The sequence below is a fragment of the Amycolatopsis ponsaeliensis genome (assembly GCF_030182635.1).
GTDB classification, from domain to species: Bacteria; Actinomycetota; Actinomycetes; order Mycobacteriales; family Pseudonocardiaceae; genus Amycolatopsis; species Amycolatopsis ponsaeliensis.
This window is the reverse complement of record NZ_JAPZLD010000012.1, coordinates 88,662-106,993: the sequence shown is the minus strand read 5'-3', so window position 1 is coordinate 106,993 and position 18,332 is coordinate 88,662. Positions and strand designations below refer to the sequence as shown.

16 protein-coding genes are annotated in these 18,332 nt (G+C 70.6%); 7 read left to right on the top strand and 9 right to left on the bottom strand.

The window, feature by feature from the left end:
- Positions 1-28 precede the first annotated feature (28 nt).
- The 6 genes from QQ657_RS19625 (at position 29) to QQ657_RS19600 (ending at position 8,084) form a co-directional block, all read left to right on the top strand.
- On the top strand, positions 29-766 hold the full coding sequence (locus QQ657_RS19625) for an SRPBCC family protein (RefSeq protein WP_284743618.1): 738 nt from the start codon (positions 29-31) through the stop codon (positions 764-766).
- A 573-nt stretch (positions 767-1,339) separates the two neighbouring features.
- Complete coding sequence (locus QQ657_RS19620; protein WP_434056757.1) at positions 1,340-2,566, top strand: GGDEF domain-containing protein; 1,227 nt, start codon at positions 1,340-1,342, stop codon at positions 2,564-2,566.
- A 266-nt stretch (positions 2,567-2,832) separates the two neighbouring features.
- Positions 2,833-3,900 (top strand): NAD(P)-binding domain-containing protein, encoded by a 1,068-nt coding sequence (locus QQ657_RS19615; protein ID WP_284743753.1) that lies wholly within the window; start codon positions 2,833-2,835, stop codon positions 3,898-3,900.
- A 459-nt stretch (positions 3,901-4,359) separates the two neighbouring features.
- Positions 4,360-5,913, top strand: coding sequence for a discoidin domain-containing protein (locus QQ657_RS19610; RefSeq protein ID WP_284743752.1), 1,554 nt, complete (start codon positions 4,360-4,362; stop codon positions 5,911-5,913).
- 9 nt (positions 5,914-5,922) lie between these two features.
- The gene (locus tag QQ657_RS19605; RefSeq protein ID WP_284743616.1) at positions 5,923-7,155 is read left to right on the top strand and encodes an MFS transporter; all 1,233 of its coding nucleotides are present in this window, start codon (positions 5,923-5,925) and stop codon (positions 7,153-7,155) included.
- Positions 7,152-8,084 carry a TolB-like translocation protein gene (locus QQ657_RS19600; protein ID WP_284743615.1) on the top strand — a complete coding sequence of 311 codons (933 nt, stop codon included), beginning with the start codon at positions 7,152-7,154 and terminating at the stop codon, positions 8,082-8,084. Before QQ657_RS19605 ends, QQ657_RS19600 begins: the two co-directional genes overlap by 4 nt.
- Here QQ657_RS19600 and QQ657_RS19595 read toward each other — a convergent pair.
- A complete protein-coding gene (locus QQ657_RS19595; protein ID WP_284743614.1) occupies positions 8,074-8,646 on the bottom strand; it encodes a TetR/AcrR family transcriptional regulator in 573 nt (190 codons plus the stop codon). The genes QQ657_RS19600 and QQ657_RS19595 overlap by 11 nt on opposite strands.
- Before the next feature lie 78 nt (positions 8,647-8,724).
- Between QQ657_RS19595 and QQ657_RS19590 the strand changes: the two genes are divergently transcribed.
- Complete coding sequence (locus QQ657_RS19590; RefSeq protein WP_284743613.1) at positions 8,725-10,104, top strand: cytochrome P450; 1,380 nt, start codon at positions 8,725-8,727, stop codon at positions 10,102-10,104.
- Here QQ657_RS19590 and iolD read toward each other — a convergent pair.
- The 8 genes from iolD to QQ657_RS19550 are packed head-to-tail and all read right to left on the bottom strand — an operon-like array spanning position 10,094 to position 18,247.
- Entirely contained in the window at positions 10,094-11,929 is a 1,836-nt protein-coding gene (gene iolD, locus QQ657_RS19585; RefSeq protein WP_284743612.1) for a 3D-(3,5/4)-trihydroxycyclohexane-1,2-dione acylhydrolase (decyclizing), read from the bottom strand. The two genes, QQ657_RS19590 and iolD, sit on opposite strands and share 11 nt — an antisense overlap.
- On the bottom strand, positions 11,926-12,816 hold the full coding sequence (iolB, locus tag QQ657_RS19580; RefSeq protein ID WP_284743611.1) for a 5-deoxy-glucuronate isomerase: 891 nt from the start codon (positions 12,814-12,816) through the stop codon (positions 11,926-11,928). The genes iolD and iolB overlap by 4 nt, the downstream gene beginning before the upstream one ends.
- Entirely contained in the window at positions 12,813-13,601 is a 789-nt protein-coding gene (locus QQ657_RS19575; RefSeq protein ID WP_284743610.1) for a Cgl0159 family (beta/alpha)8-fold protein, read from the bottom strand. Before QQ657_RS19575 ends, iolB begins: the two co-directional genes overlap by 4 nt.
- A complete protein-coding gene (gene iolC / locus QQ657_RS19570) occupies positions 13,598-14,527 on the bottom strand; it encodes a 5-dehydro-2-deoxygluconokinase (protein ID WP_284743609.1) in 930 nt (309 codons plus the stop codon). Before iolC ends, QQ657_RS19575 begins: the two co-directional genes overlap by 4 nt.
- Entirely contained in the window at positions 14,524-15,303 is a 780-nt protein-coding gene (locus QQ657_RS19565) for an ATP-binding cassette domain-containing protein (RefSeq protein ID WP_284743608.1), read from the bottom strand. The genes iolC and QQ657_RS19565 overlap by 4 nt, the downstream gene beginning before the upstream one ends.
- Positions 15,300-16,343 (bottom strand): ABC transporter permease, encoded by a 1,044-nt coding sequence (locus QQ657_RS19560; RefSeq protein ID WP_284743607.1) that lies wholly within the window; start codon positions 16,341-16,343, stop codon positions 15,300-15,302. Before QQ657_RS19560 ends, QQ657_RS19565 begins: the two co-directional genes overlap by 4 nt.
- Positions 16,344-16,352: 9 nt before the next feature.
- Positions 16,353-17,348: a sugar ABC transporter substrate-binding protein gene (locus tag QQ657_RS19555; RefSeq protein WP_284743606.1), complete on the bottom strand. Its 996-nt coding sequence runs from the start codon at positions 17,346-17,348 to the stop codon at positions 16,353-16,355.
- A 20-nt stretch (positions 17,349-17,368) separates the two neighbouring features.
- Positions 17,369-18,247: a TIM barrel protein gene (locus QQ657_RS19550; RefSeq protein WP_284743751.1), complete on the bottom strand. Its 879-nt coding sequence runs from the start codon at positions 18,245-18,247 to the stop codon at positions 17,369-17,371.
- Positions 18,248-18,332 lie beyond the last annotated feature (85 nt).

Below are 18,332 nucleotides of genomic sequence, written 5' to 3'. Positions count from 1 at the left end.
TCAGGTCTGGCAGAGAGGAGGTCGGCCCGTGCGGCTCGACCACGAATTCACCGTCCCGGCTCCGATCGGCGAGGTCTGGCAGGCGGTCGTCGACCCCGAGCGGGTGGCTCCGTGCATGCCGGGTGCCACGCTGACGAAGGTCGAAGGGGACAAGTTCAGCGGGACGGTGAAGGTCAAGCTCGGGCCGATTTCCCTGCTGTACAAGGGGAACGGCGAGTTCCTGGAGAAGGACGACGCCGCGCACAAGGTGACGATCAAGGCATCGGGCAAGGACTCCCGAGGATCGGGCACGGCGGCGGCGACGGTGACGTTGACGCTGACGGAGGCCGAAGGGGGAACGCACGGTTCCGTGGCGACGGACCTGTCGATCACGGGCAAGCCGGCCCAGTTCGGCCGCGGCCTGATCAGCGAGGTGGGCGGCAAGATCCTGGACACGTTCGCGGGGTGCTTGTCGGGCAAGCTGGCCCCGGCGCCCGAGCCGGCCCCGGTGGCGGAGCCGGTCCCCGAACCTGCGGCGGCTTCGGAGCCGGTGGTCAAGCCGGCCCCGGCGGTGAAGCCGGCCCCGACGACGGCGGAGATCAACACGGACCCCAAGCCGGCGGCGGAGCGTCCGCCGCTGCGAAGCGTCCCGGCGGCCCCGGAGACGGAAGCGATCGACTTGCTCGACTACGCGGGGCAGTCGGTGCTGAAGCGGCTGGCGCCGGTGCTGGTGGCGATCGCGGCGGTGGTCGGGCTGGTGGCGATCATCCGCGCGCTGCGCAAGTAGTGCGGTCGGTTTTGGGCGGTTCGGCTCTTTGAGGTGGGCCGGCGGTGTTCCGGATCTGCGCAGGTCGGAGTGGGTAGTTGCGCTAGGCCGCGCAGGTGAGCGATGCCGGGCGGTGCTGCCGACTGGGCCGCGCAGCTGAGCAGGGCCGGGTCGCGTATTTGAGCCATGCCGGCAGAGCCGCCTGGCTGGGCCACGCAAATGAGCCGACCATGCGGAGTAGCTGACCCCCGTGCCGGGCCGTGCCGCCCGACGGCCGCGCAGCTGAGCGGCGCGGCTGCTGTCGTCGCGCAATTCTCCGTCGGCCCGCGTCGATCTTTGCTGGTCTCGGCAGGCTGAGCTGGGCGGATCTACCCTGCGCGGGTCTTCGGGCAGGAGCGTTGCCCGCAATTCGCCCGGACTGGCGACGCGCGTCGTCGGAACGGCTACGCTGGGCAACCTGGTCGGCCGAACTTCGCGCAAGGGGTACGTCACGATGCCGGTCCGTCACTTCTGTGGCCACGGCTCTTGAGAGCCCAGGCCGCCGTGCGCCGGGAAGCGCTTTCCGCCTGGCCGGGCTGGCCCGCGCGGTGGGAGATGTGGGCCGGGGCGAAGGCCCGCTGGATCACCTACGCGCTCGGTTGTGAGCTGGTCGCCGTCGTGGCGACCGGGGTCGCGCTGGTCACCGGGTTCGGCGAGCCCGTGCGGCCGGTCTGGTTCGCGGTGCTGGTGGCGCTCGGCGTCGCGCAGGCCGAAATGTCGCGCCGCATCGAGCGGCTGCGGCGGTGGATGAGCGGGCAGACCCACATCAACGTCACGTCGGTCTGGTACCTCGCCGGCGTCGTCCTGCTGCCGCCGGCCTGGGTGGCACTGCTGGCTGTCGTGCTCTACACGCACCTGTGGGTGCGCGTGTGGCGTCAGGTGCGTACGCGGCCCGCGCACCGCTTCGTCGCCAGCACGGCTTGGGCGATGCTCTCGTGCTTCGCCGCTTCGTCCGTTCTCACGGTGTCGGGCTTGCACGGGACGCCGTTGCAGACGGCGCGCGGACTGTTCGCGCTCTGCCTGGCGGCGGCGGTGTTCGAGCTGGTGAACATCGGCCTGGTCTCGGCCGGCATCTACCTCTACACGAGCCAGCGCTCGGCGGCCGACCTGATCGGGACGTGGGAGGACAACGCTTTCGAGCTCGCCACGCTCTGCCTCGGCGGTCTCGCCGCGCTGGCGCTGGCCGAGCAGCCGGTGCTGGTGGTGTTCGTCGTCGCGCCGTTGTTGCTGCTGCATCGCTACCTGTTGCTGAAACAGCAGCTGCAGGTCGCGGCGGTCACCGACGAGAAGACAGGGCTGCTCAACACGGCCGGCTGGCACGACTCCGCGGCGCGCGAACACAGCCGCGCACTGCGGCGCGGCCCCGCCGGCGGCGGTTTCGCGGTGCTGATGATCGACCTCGACCACTTCAAGCGCATCAACGACACGTACGGCCACCTCACCGGCGACGACGTCCTGGCCGCGGTCGCGGTCGCGATTTCCGGTGCGGTGCGCCAGGGCGACACGACCGGCCGATTCGGCGGCGAGGAGTTCGTGGTGCTGCTGCCGGGCATCGGCCGCGCGGACGTGCTGGGCATCGCCGAACGTGTGCGGGTCGCGGTGGGGGAGCTGAACGTGGTGATCTCGACGGGGAGCGGGACGGTCCGGGTGAGTGGGTTGTCGGTGTCGATCGGAGTGGCGCGCCATCCTGAGGCGGGGCCGACGCTTGATGACGTGCTCCGCTCGGCTGACGCTGCGTTGTATCGCGCCAAGGAGGCTGGGCGGAACCGCGTTGCCGTGTGACTCCGCGGTGCTCGGGCCGGGTAACCGGTCGCGGTGCCGGGGCGCTGGCCGGGGTGTGGCTTGGGTCGGCGTGGCTTGGGCGGGGGCTGGGTGCCAGCCGTGGTGTGGCCCGGCGCGTTGTCGGCTCAGCTGGGGTGGCGGTCGCAGAACTGGGGCGTGAGCGTCCCGAGCGCAGGGACCGGACGCCGGGGCAAAGTCGGGCGCAACCCTCGACGTCTGTGATCCATGGCGCGAAATACCGCCGGCCGTCAGTCGTTGAACTTCACATGAGCGGTGCGGATCACGAGACCGACGTCGTGGTGATCGGGGCGGGGCAGGCCGGGCTTTCGGCCGCCTATCACCTGCGGCGGGCCGGGTTCGCCAACGATCGCGGCTTCGTCGTGCTCGATCACGGGAAGCGGGCCGGGGGTGCTTGGCAGTATCGGTGGCCCTCCCTCGTGCTCGGCAAGGTGCATGGCATCTACGACCTGCCCGGCATGGCCTTCGGCAGCCCGGACGTGACGCGACCTGCTTCCGAAGTCGTCTCGGAGTACTTCGCGCGCTTTGAAAGCGTCTATGACCTCCCGGTATTCAGGCCCGTCGACGTCCAGTCCGTGACGCGAGCGGGGGAGCGGTTGGTGGTTTCGAGCCCGGCCGAATCCTGGGCGGCTCGGGCCGTGATCAGTGCCACCGGTACCTGGGACCGGCCCTTCTGGCCGCGCTATCCCGGCCAGGAGACCTTCGCCGGCCGTCAAGTGCACACGGCGGACTACGCCGGCCCCGGAGACTTCCGTGGTCAGCGAGTTGTCGTGGTCGGTGGTGGGGCGTCGGCCGTTCAGCTACTCATGGAGTTCGCCCCTCTCGCCCGCGCCACGGCCTGGGTGACACGGCGCCCGCCCGCGTGGCGCGATGAGCCGTTCAGCGAGAACTGGGGACGCGACGCCGTCGCGAAGGTCGACGAGCGGGTGCGGGCGGGGCTGCCGCCGGAGAGCGTCGTGAGCGTGACCGATCTCGCCGTGACGCCGGAAGTGCGCGCCGCGCGCGCCGCCGGGATTCTCGAGCGGCGGCCGATGTTCGAGCGCATCACGCCCCGCGGGGTTGTCTGGGCGGACGGCTCTCGCTTCGACGCCGACGTCATCCTCTGGGCGACCGGGTTCCGCGCGGCGCTCGACCACCTCGCGCCGCTGCACGTGCGCGAACCCGGGGGCGGGATCCGGATGGACGGGACGCGCGTGGTGCGTGAGCCGCGGCTGCACCTCGTGGGGTACGGGCCATCGGCCAGCACGGTCGGGGCGAACCGGGCGGGACGCGCCGCTGTCGGCGAGATCAAGAAGCTGCTGAGTTCGGACGGGTGAGGTCATACATCCGAAGCTACCCGAACACCTGTGCGATGATCATCGCTGGATCGGGTGAACTCCGGCGGCGAGGGACGACGAGATTTTCGGCGTGAAATAAGGGAAACGGCGCGGGCGGATGGGCGCTGCCCCCGGTTCCCACGCTACCCGCGACCACCGACAAAACCGGCGGCGAACCGGGAAAGGTCGGGCGTCTGCGGTACCCATCCCGCGGCACGGGGCAGTGCACCGCTCATCGGAAACCGTGCTGAGCTGGGCAAACGCACAGAACCTCACCCTCTTGACCGATTCAACGACAAGACACGTCTTGTCAGCCGAAACCGGTCACCGATACAGTCCGCTTTAGTTAGGAAACTTTCCTAACAGTTTCAAACGCCGCAGCCCACCAGCCACCGCCAGGCCCAGAAGGAGCGCGACGTGCCGTCGACCCGCCCACGAACACTCACCCGCCTCACGCCCGTGATAGCGGCGATCGTCCTGCTGCCCTCGGCGATCGCCACGGCCAGTACCCAAGCCGATGTCCTGCTCTCCCAAGGGAAGCCCGTCGCGACCTCCACCACCGAGAGCTCGTCGTACGCCGGCACGAAGGCCGTCGACGGCAGCACCACCACCCGCTGGGCCAGCGTCGAAGGCGCCGACCCGCAGTGGCTGCGGATCGACCTCGGCCAGTCCGCCGCGATCCACCGCGTCCTCCTCAACTGGGAAGCCGCCTACGCCAAGAAGTACCGCATCGAAGTCTCCGACGACGGCACGAACTTCACCGCCGCCACCACCGTCGACAATGGTGACGGCAAGACCGACGACCTCACCCTGAACGCCCACGGCCGGTACGTCCGCTTCGTCGGCGTCACCCGCGCGACGAGCTACGGCTACTCCCTCTGGGAAATGCAGGTCTTCGGCTCCACGGACTCCTCCGGCGACACCCAGGCCCCGACCACCCCGGCCGGCCTCACCGCCGGCACGACCACCGCCACCAGTGCCGCTCTGACCTGGAGCGCCGCCACGGACAACGTCGGCGTCGCCGGGTACGACATCCTGCGTGACGGCACCGTCGTCGCCACCAGCACCACCCCGTCCTACACCGACAACGGCCTCACTCCCGACACCGGCTACTCCTACGCCGTCCGCGCCCGCGACGCCGCCGGGAACACGTCGGGCACCAGCACCCCGGTCACCGTGAAGACCAAGGCGGGCAGCGGATCGGGCTTCGTCCTCGCCGCGGCCGGGGACATCGCCGAACGCTGCACCTCGAGCAGCTCGAGCTGCGCCCACGTCAAGACCGCCAAGCTGGTCGAGCAGATGAACCCGGCCGCCGTGATCACCATGGGCGACAACCAGTACGACGACGCCCACCTCTCGGACTTCAAGTCCTACTACGACAAGACGTGGGGCAAGTTCAAGAGCATCACCCACCCGATCCCGGGCAACCACGAGTCCTACGACGACACGCCGTTCAAGGGCTACGAGGACTACTTCGGCGCCATCGCCAAGCCGCAGGGAAAGCGGTACTACAGCTGGGAAATGGGCAACTGGCACTTCATCGCCCTCGACTCCAACGACTTCGTCACCCACGACGACCTCGCCGAGCCGCCCCAGATCACCTGGCTCAAGCAGGACCTCGCGAACAACAAGAAGGGCTGCGTCGCCGCCTACTACCACCACCCGCGGTGGAGCTCGGGTGACCACGGCGACAACCCCGACAGCACCGAGCTGTGGAACATCATGACCGCCGGCAAGGTCGATCTGGTCCTCAACGGCCACGACCACGACTACGAGCGGTTCGTCCCGCAGAACGCCGACGGCAAGGCCGACGCGAACGGTCCGGTCGAGATCGTCGGCGGCAGCGGCGGCGCCAACCTTTACGACCTGAGCCCGGCGCACCAGACGACCGCCAAGCTGCTCAAGACCTTCGGCGTCCTCAAGCTGTCGATGACGGACACGTCGTTCCAGTCGCAGCTCATCGGCGTCGACGGCAAGGTCCTCGACAGCAGCCCGACCTACACCTGCCACTAGGAGCCGGGCATGTACATCGCGGCAAGCCGTACCTCGGACCTGGCGGCCGGCACCGACCGGAAACCCGCGCTGAAACGCGTGTCCGCCAACGTCGTGGCGCTCGGGATGGTCAGCCTGGTCACCGACGTCTCCTCGGAGATGGTCACCGCCGTCCTCCCGCTCTACCTGGTGCTCGGCCTTGGCCTGAACCCGCTGCAGTTCGGGCTGCTCGACGGGCTCTACGCGGGCGCCACCGCCCTCGTGCGGGTGCTCGGCGGGCACCTCGCCGACCGGTGGCGGCGGCTCAAGGCCGTCGCCGGGTTCGGGTACGGCTTGTCCGCGGTGTGCAAGCTCGGCCTGGTCGCGGCCGGCTCGTCGGTCGCGGCGATCGGCGTCGTCCTCGCCGCCGACCGCACCGGCAAGGGCCTGCGCACCGCCCCGCGCGACGCCCTGATTTCGCTCAGCAGCACGCCGGACGCGCTCGGCCGGTCGTTCGGCGTGCACCGCGCGCTCGACACCGTCGGCGCGTTCCTGGGACCTCTCGTCGCGATGGCGGTGCTCGCGCTGAGCCTCGGCAGCTACACCAGCGTGTTCTTCACCAGTTTCTGCGTCGCCGCGATCGCCGTGCTGCTGCTGGCGTTGTTCGTCAAGGACCATCCCGGCGGCGTCGACCGCGCCGCGGTGTCGCTGCGCATGGCGGCAAACCTCCTCAAGCAGAGCGACTTCCGGCGCGTGACGCTCTGGGCCGCACTGCTGGGCCTGGTGACGGTCGGCGATTCGTTCGTCTACCTGGTCCTGCAGCGGCGCTGGGAGATCGCGGCGACGTTCTTCCCGCTGCTGCCGCTCGGCACCGCCGGGGTCTACCTCGTCCTGGCCGTGCCGCTCGGCAAGCTCGCCGACCGCGTCGGCCGCTGGCCGGTGTTCCTCGGCGGCCACGGGGCCTTGTGCCTGGCACTGGTGCTGCTCTGTGGTCCGCAGGCCGGCGTGTGGCTCGCCGTCGTCGCGCTCGGCCTGCACGGCGTCTTCTACGCGGCCACCGACGGCGTCCTCATGGCCGCCGCGGGCCCGCTCATCCCGCGTGGTCTCCGGGCCACCGGGATGGCCGTCGTGCAGACCGGGCAGGCCGTGGCCCGCATGCTCTCGTCCGTCCTCTTCGGACTGGCCTGGACGCTCTGGGACCTGCGGCCCGCGGTGCTCGCCGCCGCGGCCTGCCTGGCCGTCGTCGCCCTCGCCGCCGCTCTCGTGAAACCGGTGCGCCCGTGAAGAAACTCGTCCTCGCCCTGCTCGGCACGGCGCTCCTGATCGCCGCGGCCGTCGTCTACACCGTCAGCGCCCGCCACGACACCGCGGACGCCGAACCGGCCGCTCAGCTCACGCTGAGCCCCGGTCAGCTGCTGTTCCGCGACACCGCGACCGGCCGCGTCGGCACCCTCGGCCAGGGAAAACGGCAGCTCAGCGGCCTGAAGTGTGATCGCTTCGCGGCGGCGAAGCAGACGGCCGTCTGCCTGGCCGTGCGGCCCGGGACGCTCCCGGCGGTGACCGACGTCCTCGTCCTCGACGACCACCTCGCCGTCCGCCACACCGAGTCCCTGCCCGGCACGCCGAGCCGCGCCCGCGTGTCCCCGGACGGCAAGCGCGTCTACTGGACGCTGTTCGTCACCGGCGACTCGTACGCGCAGACCGGCTTTTCGACGCGCGCCGGGCTTTACGAGGTCGACACCGGACGGCTCGTCAAGACGATCGAAGAGCTCCCGGTCTTCGCCGGCGACCAGCGCTACTTCGCCGCGGACGTCAACTACTGGGGCATCACGTTCGCCTCGGACGGCAACCGCTTCTACGCGACGCTCGGCAGCAAGGGCAAGACCTACCTCGTCGAGGCCGACTACCGGCGCTACCGGGGGAAGACCGTGAGGGAGAACGTCGAATGCCCGTCGCTCTCGCCTGATGCCACCCGCATCGCCTTCAAGAAGAAGGTGAGCGACGGCGCCTGGCGGCTGTCGGTCCTGGACTTGAAGACGATGAAGGAAACCGAGCTGGCGGAACAGCGGAGCGTCGACGACCAGGCGCTCTGGCAGGACGACCACACGGTTCTCTACGGGTTGGACAACGCCGTGTGGGCGGTCCCGGCGGACGGCTCCGGCGCCCCGCGGAAGCTGGTGGACAAAGCCGCGTCGCCGGCCGTCACGGGGTGACGCCGACCGCCGCGAACAACGTCCGCACGCACAGGTCGCGCAGCTCTTCCTGGGTGACCGTCGGCTGGTCGAGCCACTCGAGGATCGTCGTCGCGACGAACGTCAGCCAGCCGCGGACGGCCAGCCGCGTCACCTCGGTGATGGGGGTCAGCAGGCTCACCGCGTCCAGGATCCGGGCCGCGTTCGCGGCCATCCCGGCCTCGCGGATCTCCTGGATCTCACGGTCGGCGCCGCTCGCGGCGCGGTGCACGATCCGGTAGCCGTCGGGGTGCGTGCGCGCGAACTCGAGGTAGACGTCGAGCCCGGCCCGCAGCTGCTCCGCCACGGGCAGCGCCGGGTCGGGCTCGCTCATTTCCAGGAGCTGGTCGCGTTGCGCGCGGACGATCGACGCGAAGAAGTCTTTCTTGGTGGGGAAGTAGTGGTACAGCAGGCCGCGGGAGACCTGCGCGATCTCGGCGACCTCTTCGATCCACACCTCGTCGTACGGCCGTTTCGCGAACAACCCGGCCCCGATCGTGAGGAGCTGCTCGCGCCGCTGCTCGGTGCTCAGCCTCGTCCGCATCCCCCGACCTTACTTGACACGGGTTCAGTAGCGGGGGATCGTGACCCTATTGGATCCGGGTTCAATAGGAGAGACGCCGTGGACACGACCGCGCTTCCGCACCGGCCGGGCCGCCTGCCGGTGATCGGCGACCTGATCGGCGCCAACCCGCGCACGCCGCTGCAGGACACGTTGCGCATCGGCCGGCGCATCGGGCCGATCTTCACCCGGAAGATCTTCGGCTTCGAGATCGTCTTCGTGGGCGGCGTCGACCTCGTCACCGAGCTGAACGACGAGACGAAGTTCGGCAAGCACGTCGGGATGGGCATCGAGAACCTGCGCGCGCTCGCCGGCGACGGCCTGTTCACCGCCCACACCCACGAGCCCAACTGGCGGCTCGCGCACGACATCCTGCAGCCGGCGTTCTCCGCCGAGGCGATGCGCCGCTACCACCCGGTGATGCTGGACGTCGCCCGCGAACTGGTCGCGCGCTGGGACGCCGCGAGCGGGCCGGTCGACGTCGCCGCCGACATGACGCGGCTGACCCTGGAGACGATCGGCCTCGCCGGGTTCGGCTACCGGTTCGGCTCGTTCGAGCGCAGCGAACCGCACCCGTTCGTCACGGCGATGATCCGCGCGCTGCGGTACGCGCAGCTGCAGAACGTCAAGCTCCCGTTCGTGCGGCGCGCGTTCGCCGGGACGGCCGAGCAGAACCAGGCCGACATCGCGACCATGACGAACCTGGTCGACGAGGTCATCGAAGAACGCCGCCGCAGTGGTGAGGAAAGCCGTGACCTGCTCGGCCTGATGCTCAGCGAGGGCCACCCGATGACGGGGGAGCGCCTGGACCCGGTGAACATCCGCAACCAGGCCATCACGTTCGTCGTCGCCGGCCACGAGACGACGTCCGGCGCGCTGTCGTTCGCGTTGTACTACCTGACGCGCCACCCCGAGCTGCTCGCGAAGGCCCGCGCCGAGGTCGACGCGGTGTGGGGCGACCGCGAGCCCGCCTTCGGAGACGTCGCGAAGCTGCGTTACGTCCGTCGCTGCCTCGACGAGGCGATGCGGCTCTGGCCGACCGCGCCCGGTTACTCCCGCGAAGCACGCGAAGACGTCGTGCTCGGCGGGAAGTACCGGATGCGCGAGGGCGACTGGGTGATCGTGCCGCTGCCGCTGGTGCACCGCGATCCCGCGGTCTGGCCGGACCCCGAGCGGTTCGACCCGGACCGCTTCGAGCCTGCCGCGGTGAAGAAGCGGCCGGCGCAGGCGTACAAGCCGTTCGGGACGGGCGAGCGCGCCTGCATCGGCCGCCAGTTCGCGCTGCACGAAGCCGTGCTGGCGCTGGGCATGGTGCTGCAGCGCTACGACTTCGAGGTCGATCCGTCGTACGAGCTCAAGATCGTCGAGTCGTTGACGCTCAAGCCGAGCGGGTTCACCCTCCGGCCGCGGGTCCGGACGAGAGAGCCGCTCACGACCTGAGGTAGCGGACCTGGCCGGGCTTCGAGCGTTCGAACTCGTCGCGTCCGGCGAGATGCTCGGGCACGCCGACCTCCCACCACGCGCCGGCTTCGGTCCACGACGACGGCTGCGTCTTGACGACGACCACCGCCGGACGCCGTTCCGACACCGCCGCCTCGCGGGCCTTGGCGTACGCAGTACGCAGGGAGTCCACATCGGACGCCGGGAACACCAGGCAGCCCAGCGATTCCGCGTGCCGCGCGAAGTCCACTCGCGGCGGCGAAGCGTGGGAAGTCGTGCAGTCGGCGTAGAAGTTGTTGAACGGTTTCCCGCCCTGACCCTCCTGGAGCCGCCCGATCACCGCGTAGCCGTCGTTGTCGCAGACGACCGCGACGAACGGGTGACCCGCGAAGGCGGCCGAGAACAGCTCGGAGTTGAGCATCAGGTACGAGCCGTCGCCCAGGAGCGTCGTCACCAGGCCCGGATGCGCGATCGCCGCGCCCCACGCGCCGGACAGCTCGTAGCCCATGCAGGAAAAGCCGTATTCGACGTCCATCGAAAGCGAGCCGGAGCCGCGCCAGCCGCCGATCAGCTCGCCCGGCAGGCCGCCGGAGGCCGTCATCACGTAGTCGTCCGCCGCCGAGAGGTCGTTCACCACGCCCACGACCTGCGCGTAGGACGGGATCTCGGCGGCCGCCGAGCGTAGCGAATCGACGTGCGCGTCCCAGGAAGCCCGCTCGGCCGCGGCCCGCGACGTCCACGCCGGGTCGACCCGCCAGCTCTCCAGCTGCGCGCCCAGGTCGGCCAGCCCCGCGTCGGCGTCCCCGACCACGGACAACGCGCCGTGCTTCACCGCGTCGAACCGGGCCGCGTTGAGCGCGACCAGGCGGACGTCGGGGGAGAAGACCGTCCACGACGCCGTCGTGAAGTCCTGCAGGCGCGTCCCGACCGCCAGGACGACGTCGGCCGCGGCCGCGAGGACGTTCGCCGACGTCGAGCCCGTGATGCCCAGCGGCCCGGCGTGCAGCGGGTGCGAGTGCGGCACCAGCGTGCGGCCCGCTGTGGTCTCCACCAGCGGGATCCCGTGCCGCTCGGCGAAGTCCACCGCGCGTTTGCCGGCGCCGGAGTACCGGACGCCGCCGCCGAGCACGAGCAATGGACGTTTCGAGGCCCGCAGCACGCCCGCCGCCTCGGTGACCGCACGCCGGTCGGGACGCGACCGCAACGGCCGGTGCGTGACCGGCTCGAACAGCGCGTCCGGGAAGTCGTACGTCTCCGCCTGGACGTCCTGCGGCAGCGCCAGGACCACGGGCCCGCTGTCCGCCGGGTCGGTGAGTACCCGCGCGACCTGCGGCAACGTCGAGAGCAGCTGCTCGGGCCGGGTGATCCGGTCGAAGTAGCGCGAGACCGCGCGGAAGGCGTCGTTGACCGTCGCGGTCGCGTCGCCGAAGGGTTCGATCTGTTGCAGCACGGGATCCGGCGCCCGGCTGGTGAAGGTGTCGCCGGGCAGCAGCAGGACCGGCAGCCGGTTGGCGTGCGCGACCCCGGCCGCGGTGACCATGTTCAGCGCGCCCGGCCCGATCGACGACGTCACGACGCCGACCTGCCGCCGGTGCGTGGCCTTCGCGTACCCGACCGCGGCGAGCGCCATGCCCTGCTCGGTGTGCCCGCGCCACACCGGGATGTCCCCGCGGTGTTCTTCGAGCGCGGTCCCCAGGCCGAGGACGTTGCCGTGCCCGAAGATCGCGAAGACGCCGGGGAAGAGCGGGACTTCGCGCCCGTCCAGGGTTTCCGAGCGCTGGGCGAGGATCCAGCGGACCAGCGCCTGAGCCGTCGTCAGCTTCACCGCACACGTCCTTCGTGGCTCGTCACCGGGCAGCGGGGATCGAGGTCCTGCGACGCCCACGTGTCGCGGACCCAGCCGTGCGCGGGGTCGTCGCAGAACGCCATCGAGCGTTCCGAAGCCGGCCCGGCCAGGACGTTCAGGTAGTACATCGGGTAGCCCGGCGCGGCCACGCACGGCCCGTGGAAGCCGCGCGGGATCAGGAAGACGTCCTGGTCGCGGACGGCGACGTCCTCGTCCAGCTCACCGTCGGTCGTGTAGGTCCGGTGCAGGCCGAACCCCTCGCGCGACGGCGTCACCCCGTCGCGGCCGGCGATGCGGAAGTAGTAGATCTCCTCGTTGACGACCTCGCACTCGCTCGCCTCGTCGTGCTTGTGCGGCGGGTACGACGACCAGTTGCCGCCCGGCGTGATCAGCTCGCACGCGTTGAGCTTGTCGGCGTGGTCCCACACCCCGGGGACGCCGAAGTTGGTCACCTGCCGCGTCGCCTGCCCAGCGCCGCGGACCTCGACCGGGACGTCCTCGGCGGGGCCGTACTTCGCTTCGAGCCGCCGGGTGCAGCGGGCCATCGGCAGCGCGACCTGCGCGCCGGTCTCGGAAGTCAGCTCGACCTCGGCGTCGCGGGGGACGTAGACGAAGTCCGTGACCCGGGTGAACACCGACTCACGCCCTTCCAGCTCGAACTCCTCGCCGTCGACGCGGACCGTGAGCGAGCCGGACAGCGGGAGCACGAACGCCTCGAACTCGCCGGTTTTGACCGTGCGCGGGAGCCGGGTGCCGATCCGGAGCACCCGCAGCCCCGTGTAGGCCCAGCCCGCCGAATCCGGGGTGAGCCGGACCGGGTCGGCGTCGTCGGACAGTGTCCCGAGTGGACGGTGCAGCTTGCTCACTTCGCGGCCTCCAGTACCTTTGCGGCGGCTTCGACAGCAGGCCCGACGCTTCCGCCGAGCCGGGTGAGGTCCATGACCAGGCCGCGGACGACCCCGTGCCACAGCATCCACGACTCCGGGTCGGCGGCCGGCGGACCGCTGAGCACCACCGGCAGCGTCGTGGCGCCCAGGACAGCGGCCGAGCCGGGTGACGGAAGCTTGAGCCAGGTGTGCGCCGATGTCGTCCCGAGGCCGGACGCGACCGTGACGGCCCGCGCCAGCGACTCCGGGTCCTCCTGCGGTACCGGCTTGCCCTCGGAACCGGCGTAGGGGAGTGGCTCGATCATCGCGACCAGGCCGTACGCGGCCAGCTCGGTGACGGCGTCGGCGCAGGCCTGCCGGGCCGAGGCCGTGCCGGGCAGGCGCAGCAGCATCTCGCCGCCGTCCAGCCCGCAGTCGACCAGCGTCCCGGCGTCGTAGCCGGTGAACCCGTCGTCGCGGTTCATCGCCCCGAGGACGACCTTCTCGTGCAGGGCGTCGAGCAGGAGCAGTTCCTCGACGACGTCCGGGGTGCCGAGGACGCCGTCGACCGCCGGGTTGTCGAGGGCGACCAGGAGCCGCTCCAGCAGCGCCCGCCGGTCCGGCGCTCCTCGAGCCGGCTGATCGGCGGAGACCAGGAACAGCGTGTCCTGGTCGGACAGGAGCTGGGGACGGCGTTTGCGGGTCGCGTAGGCCTGGCGGATCGCGCCGGGGTTCGTGGCCCGGGTGTGCAGGAGTTCGCGCCAGCGCTCGTCGGTGAGGATCACAGCAACTCCTCGATCTCCGCCGCGGTCGGCATCGCGTCGGCGCAGGCCAGCCGGGACGCCACCAGCGCGCCCGCGGCGTTCGCGTACTCGGCGATGCGGACCGGCTCCCAGCCCGACAGCAGCCCGTGGATCAGGGCTCCGCCGAAGCCGTCGCCGGCACCGAGCCCGCAGACGACCTCGATGCGTTGCGGCCGCACGGTCCGGCGTCCGTTCGGCGTCGCCACCAGCACGCCGTCCGCGCCCTTCTTGATCACCGCGAGCCGCACCCCGCGTTCGAGCATCCGGTCGGCGGCGGCGTCCGGATCCGCGGTGCCGACGGCGACCTCCACCTCGGTCCGGTTGCCGACCGCGACGGTGACGTGGTCGAGCATCGCGCCGATCTCTTCGCGGGCCTGCTCGACCGACGGCCAGAACATCGGCCGGTAGTCGAGGTCCAGCACGGTGTGCTCGCGACGGCCGCGGGTTTCGAGGATCTTCCGCTGCGTGGTGCGGGCGGGCTCGGCGGACACGCCGGTGCCGGTGACCCACAACAGCGGCACCGACTCGACGACGTCCCACGGCACGTCGTCGTCGGTGAGCGTGAGGTCGGGGGCGATGGGGGAGCGGTAGAACAGCGGCGGCGGGTCCGCGGGCGGGTTCAGCTCGCAGAACACCACCGGCGTCTGGAGATCCGGCGACGTGCCGACGTGCGCCGAGGACACGCCGAAGCCTTCCAGGGCTTGCCGGACGTAGTCGCCGAAGCCGTCCGGGCCGACCTTGGTCAGCACCGCCGTGTGACGGCCGAGCCGCGCGGCGGCGACCGCGACGTTGGTCGCGGTGCCGCCGAGCGACTTGGCGAACGTGCTGACGCCGGCCAAGGGGACGCCGCTCTGCTCCGGGTAGAGGTCGACGCCCACCCGGCCGATCGTCAGCACTTCGAGACTCACGCCTTCTCCACCTGCCGCAGTTCGTGTTCCAGGGCTTCCAGTTCCGCACCGCCCGCCATCTGCCGGGTCAGTTCGTTGATGTCGATGTCCTTCTTCTCGTACGAGCCGAGTGGCGCACCGCGCTTGAGCAGCAGGAACCGGTCGGCGACCGGGTAGGCGTGGTGCGGGTTGTGCGTGATCAGCACGACGCCGAGCCCGCGATCACGGGCCTGCGCGACGTACTTCAGCACCACCCCGGCCTGCTTGACGCCCAGCGCGGCGGTCGGCTCGTCGAGGATCAGGACCTTCGCGCCGAAGTACACCGCCCGCGCGATCGCGACGCACTGGCGTTCACCGCCCGACAGCGTCCCGACCGGCTGCTCGACGTCCCGCAGGTCGATGCCCATGTCGGACAGCGCCTGCTTGGTCGTCTCACGGCCCTTGCGCCGGTCGAGGAACTTGAACGGGCCGAACCCGATCGTCGGCTCCGAGCCGAGGAAGAAGTTCCGCCAGACGCTCATCAGCGGCACCACGGCGAGGTCCTGGTACACGGTCGCGATGCCGTGGTCGAGGGCCTCCCGCGGCGAGGCGAGCCGGACCGGCTGCCCGTCGATGAGGAACTCGCCGCGGTCGTGCTGGTGCACGCCGGCCAGGATCTTGATCAGCGTGGACTTCCCGGCGCCGTTGTCGCCGAGCACGCAGGTCACCTCGCCGGCGTTGACCACAGTGGACACATCGCGCAGCGCGATCACGCTGCCGTAAGTCTTTCCGATATCGCGAACTTCGATGAGGCTCATCGCCGGACCCTTTCCGCGCGCCGCCGGAAGGCGTTGTTCACCAGGACCGCGGCCAGCAGCATGATGCCGAGGAACAGCATGAACCAGTCGCTGTTCCACTGCGCGAACACGATGCCCTGCCGCGCCATGCCGAAGATCAGCGCGCCGATCGCCGCGCCCACCGCCGAGCCGAACCCGCCGGTGAGCAGGCAGCCGCCGATCACGGCCGCGATGATGTACTGGAACTCCAGCCCGATGCCCTGGTTCGCCTGCACGCTGGCGAACCGCAGGATGTTGATCGAGCCGACCAGCCACGCGCCGAGCGCGGTGCCCATGAACAGCAGGATCTTCGTGCGCACCACCGGCACGCCGACCGAGCGGGCCGACACCTGAGACCCGCCGACCGCGAAGATCCAGTTGCCGAACCGGGTCCGCATCAGCAGCACCGCGGCGACGGCCGTGACCACGATCCACCAGATGATCGACGACTGGAACTCCGTGCCGCCGATGTCGAACGTGGACGCGAACAGCCCGCCGGCGGACTCGTACCCGCTGGTCGAGCGCATGCCCGAGACCTGGACGGTGTTGGTCACCCAGCGCGTCACGCCGAGGTTGAGCCCCTGCAGGGCGAGGAACGACCCCAGCGTGACGATGAAGCTGGGCAGCCCGGTCTTCATCACCAGCCAGCCGTTGAACGCGCCGACGCCGAGCGCGAACGCCAGCGAGACCAGCAGCGCGAGCCAGACGTTCCACCCCGCCTGCGTCGCCAGGATCGCCGTGACCAGCGACGTCGACGCCGTCATCACGCCGGCCGAGAGGTCGAACTCGCCGCCGACCATGAGCAGCGCGACCACGACGGCCATGATGCCCAGGGTCGAGGAGTCGTCGAGCCAGGTCGCCACGCCCAGCGGGCTGAGGAACTGGCCGGTGACGACGGAGAAGAAGACGAACACGAGCACGGCGCCGAGCAGCGCGCCGATCTCGGGCCGGACGACCAATCGGTCGGTCAGGCTCTTCTTCCCCACACGCTCGTCGGGTCGGGTCTGGATCGCTGCGGTCATCACGTCCCCTTAGCGGGTGCCGCGCTGCGCGTACGGGGCCACGGTGTCGATGGTGGTCTTGTCGACGAAGCCGGGGCCGGTCTGCACCGGGTGGCCGCCGCCGATGGTGTTGCCGTTCTCCTTGTACAGCTTGAGGAACACGATCGGCAGGTAGCCCTGCTCGTACTGCTGCTGGTCGACGGCGAAGAGGATCGTGCCGGCCTTGATGGCCGCGACGACATCGGCGTTCAGGTCGAACGTCGCCACCTGCGCCTTGGAGCTCGCCTCCTTGGCCGCGTCGACCGCGCGGGCCGCGACCTGGGAGTTCAGCGCCAGCACGGCGTCGATCGACGGGTCGGACTGCAGCGCGCCGCGGATCCGCGCCTGCGCGTCGGTCGGGTTGGAGATGTCGACCTGCAGCGTCGAGACGTTGCCGAAGGCCTGCTTCGCGCCGTCGCAGCGCTGGTTCTGGCCGATGTTGCCGGCCTCGTGGATGACGCACAGGAGCTTCGTCTTGCCGGCCGCCTTGAGCCGCTGGCCCGCGCCCTGGCCCGCGAGGCCCTCGCTCTGCCCGACGTGCGCGATCGCGCCGAACGCCGCGCTGGAGTCTTCGCCGGAGTTGATGGTGACGACCGGGATGCCGGCCTTGACCGCGTTCTGGATCGACGTCTGCAGCGCCTGCGGGTTCGCCATGGAGACGACCAGGCCACTGACCTTCTGCGCGACGGCGTTGTCGATCAGCTTGGCCTGGTTGCCCGGGTCGCCGTCGGAGTAGTAGTCGACGCCGACGTTCAGATCCTTGCCCGCCTGCTCGGCGCCGTTCTTGACGACGTTCCAGAAGGCGTCGCCGGCGCTGCCGTGGGTGACCACGGCGATCTTGAGCGGGCCGCCGGAACTCGGGGCCGCGGCGGACGGGGCGCTCGAGCTGCTGGACGAGTTGTCGGCGCTGGGACCGCTGCAGGCGGAAAGGACCAGCCCGGCGGCGGCGATCGCCGCGACGCCGGCCAGCTTCTTGATAGAAAACACAGTCACTCCTTTGGGACCGATTACAGGGAGTCGATGATCTTCGCGAGGTGGGCGAGGCTGCGCTCGGTGTCCCGCCGCGGTGTGTCGTCGGGGCTCGAGTCGCCGAGGGCGGTGTCCTGTTCGAGGACGTACCAGCCGTCGTAGCCGGCCGCCTGGACGGAGCGCACCATCGACGCCACGTCCACGTCCCCTTCGCCGAGCGGGGTGTAGATGCCCTGCCCGACCGCGTCGGTGTAGCCGAGCCGGCCCGCGCGGACCTCGGCCGCCAGGTCTTCTCGGACGTCCTTCAGATGCACGTGCCCCACCCGTTCGGGATGCCGCTGCGCCAGCTCGACCGGATCCGTCCCGCCGATCATCAGGTGCCCGGTGTCGAGGCACAAGCCGAGGTCGGAATCGGCGAGGAAGCGCTCGACCTCGGCCTGCTGCTCGACGTGCGTCCCGACGTGCGGGTGCAGCACGGTGCGCAGGCCGTGGGCGGCGGCGATGTCGCGGATCTTTCCGGCGGTGCCGACGAGCGTCGCCCATTCGGCGTCGGTGAGCTTCGGGCGTTCGTCGTAGCCGTCGAGCCCGGTCGCGGCGGCGAGCACGAGGACGTCACCACCGCACGCGGCGAACAGCGCGGCGGACTCTTCGGCTTCCTTGAGGGCGTCTTCCTGGTTTTCGTGGAGGACGACGGCGAGGAAGCCGCCGACGAGCGTCAGCCCGTGCGTCCCGAGCAATTCCCGGAGCTCCACCGGGTCGCGCGGGAGGTACCCGGGCGGGCCCAGCTCGGTGGCCTGGACGCCCAGCTCGGCCATCTCGCCGAGCACGGTCGCCGCGTCGAGCACCCGGCCCCACCCCGGGACTTCGCAAACGCCCCAAGAGATCGGCGCGGCGGCTACTCGGATCGTCGCTGTCACCATGGGCCTCCGTTGGTCCGTTGGAGCGCTCTATTGATTAGAGCGCTCTAATCTTGTAGCGTCCGTCACATCAAGTCAAGGCCGA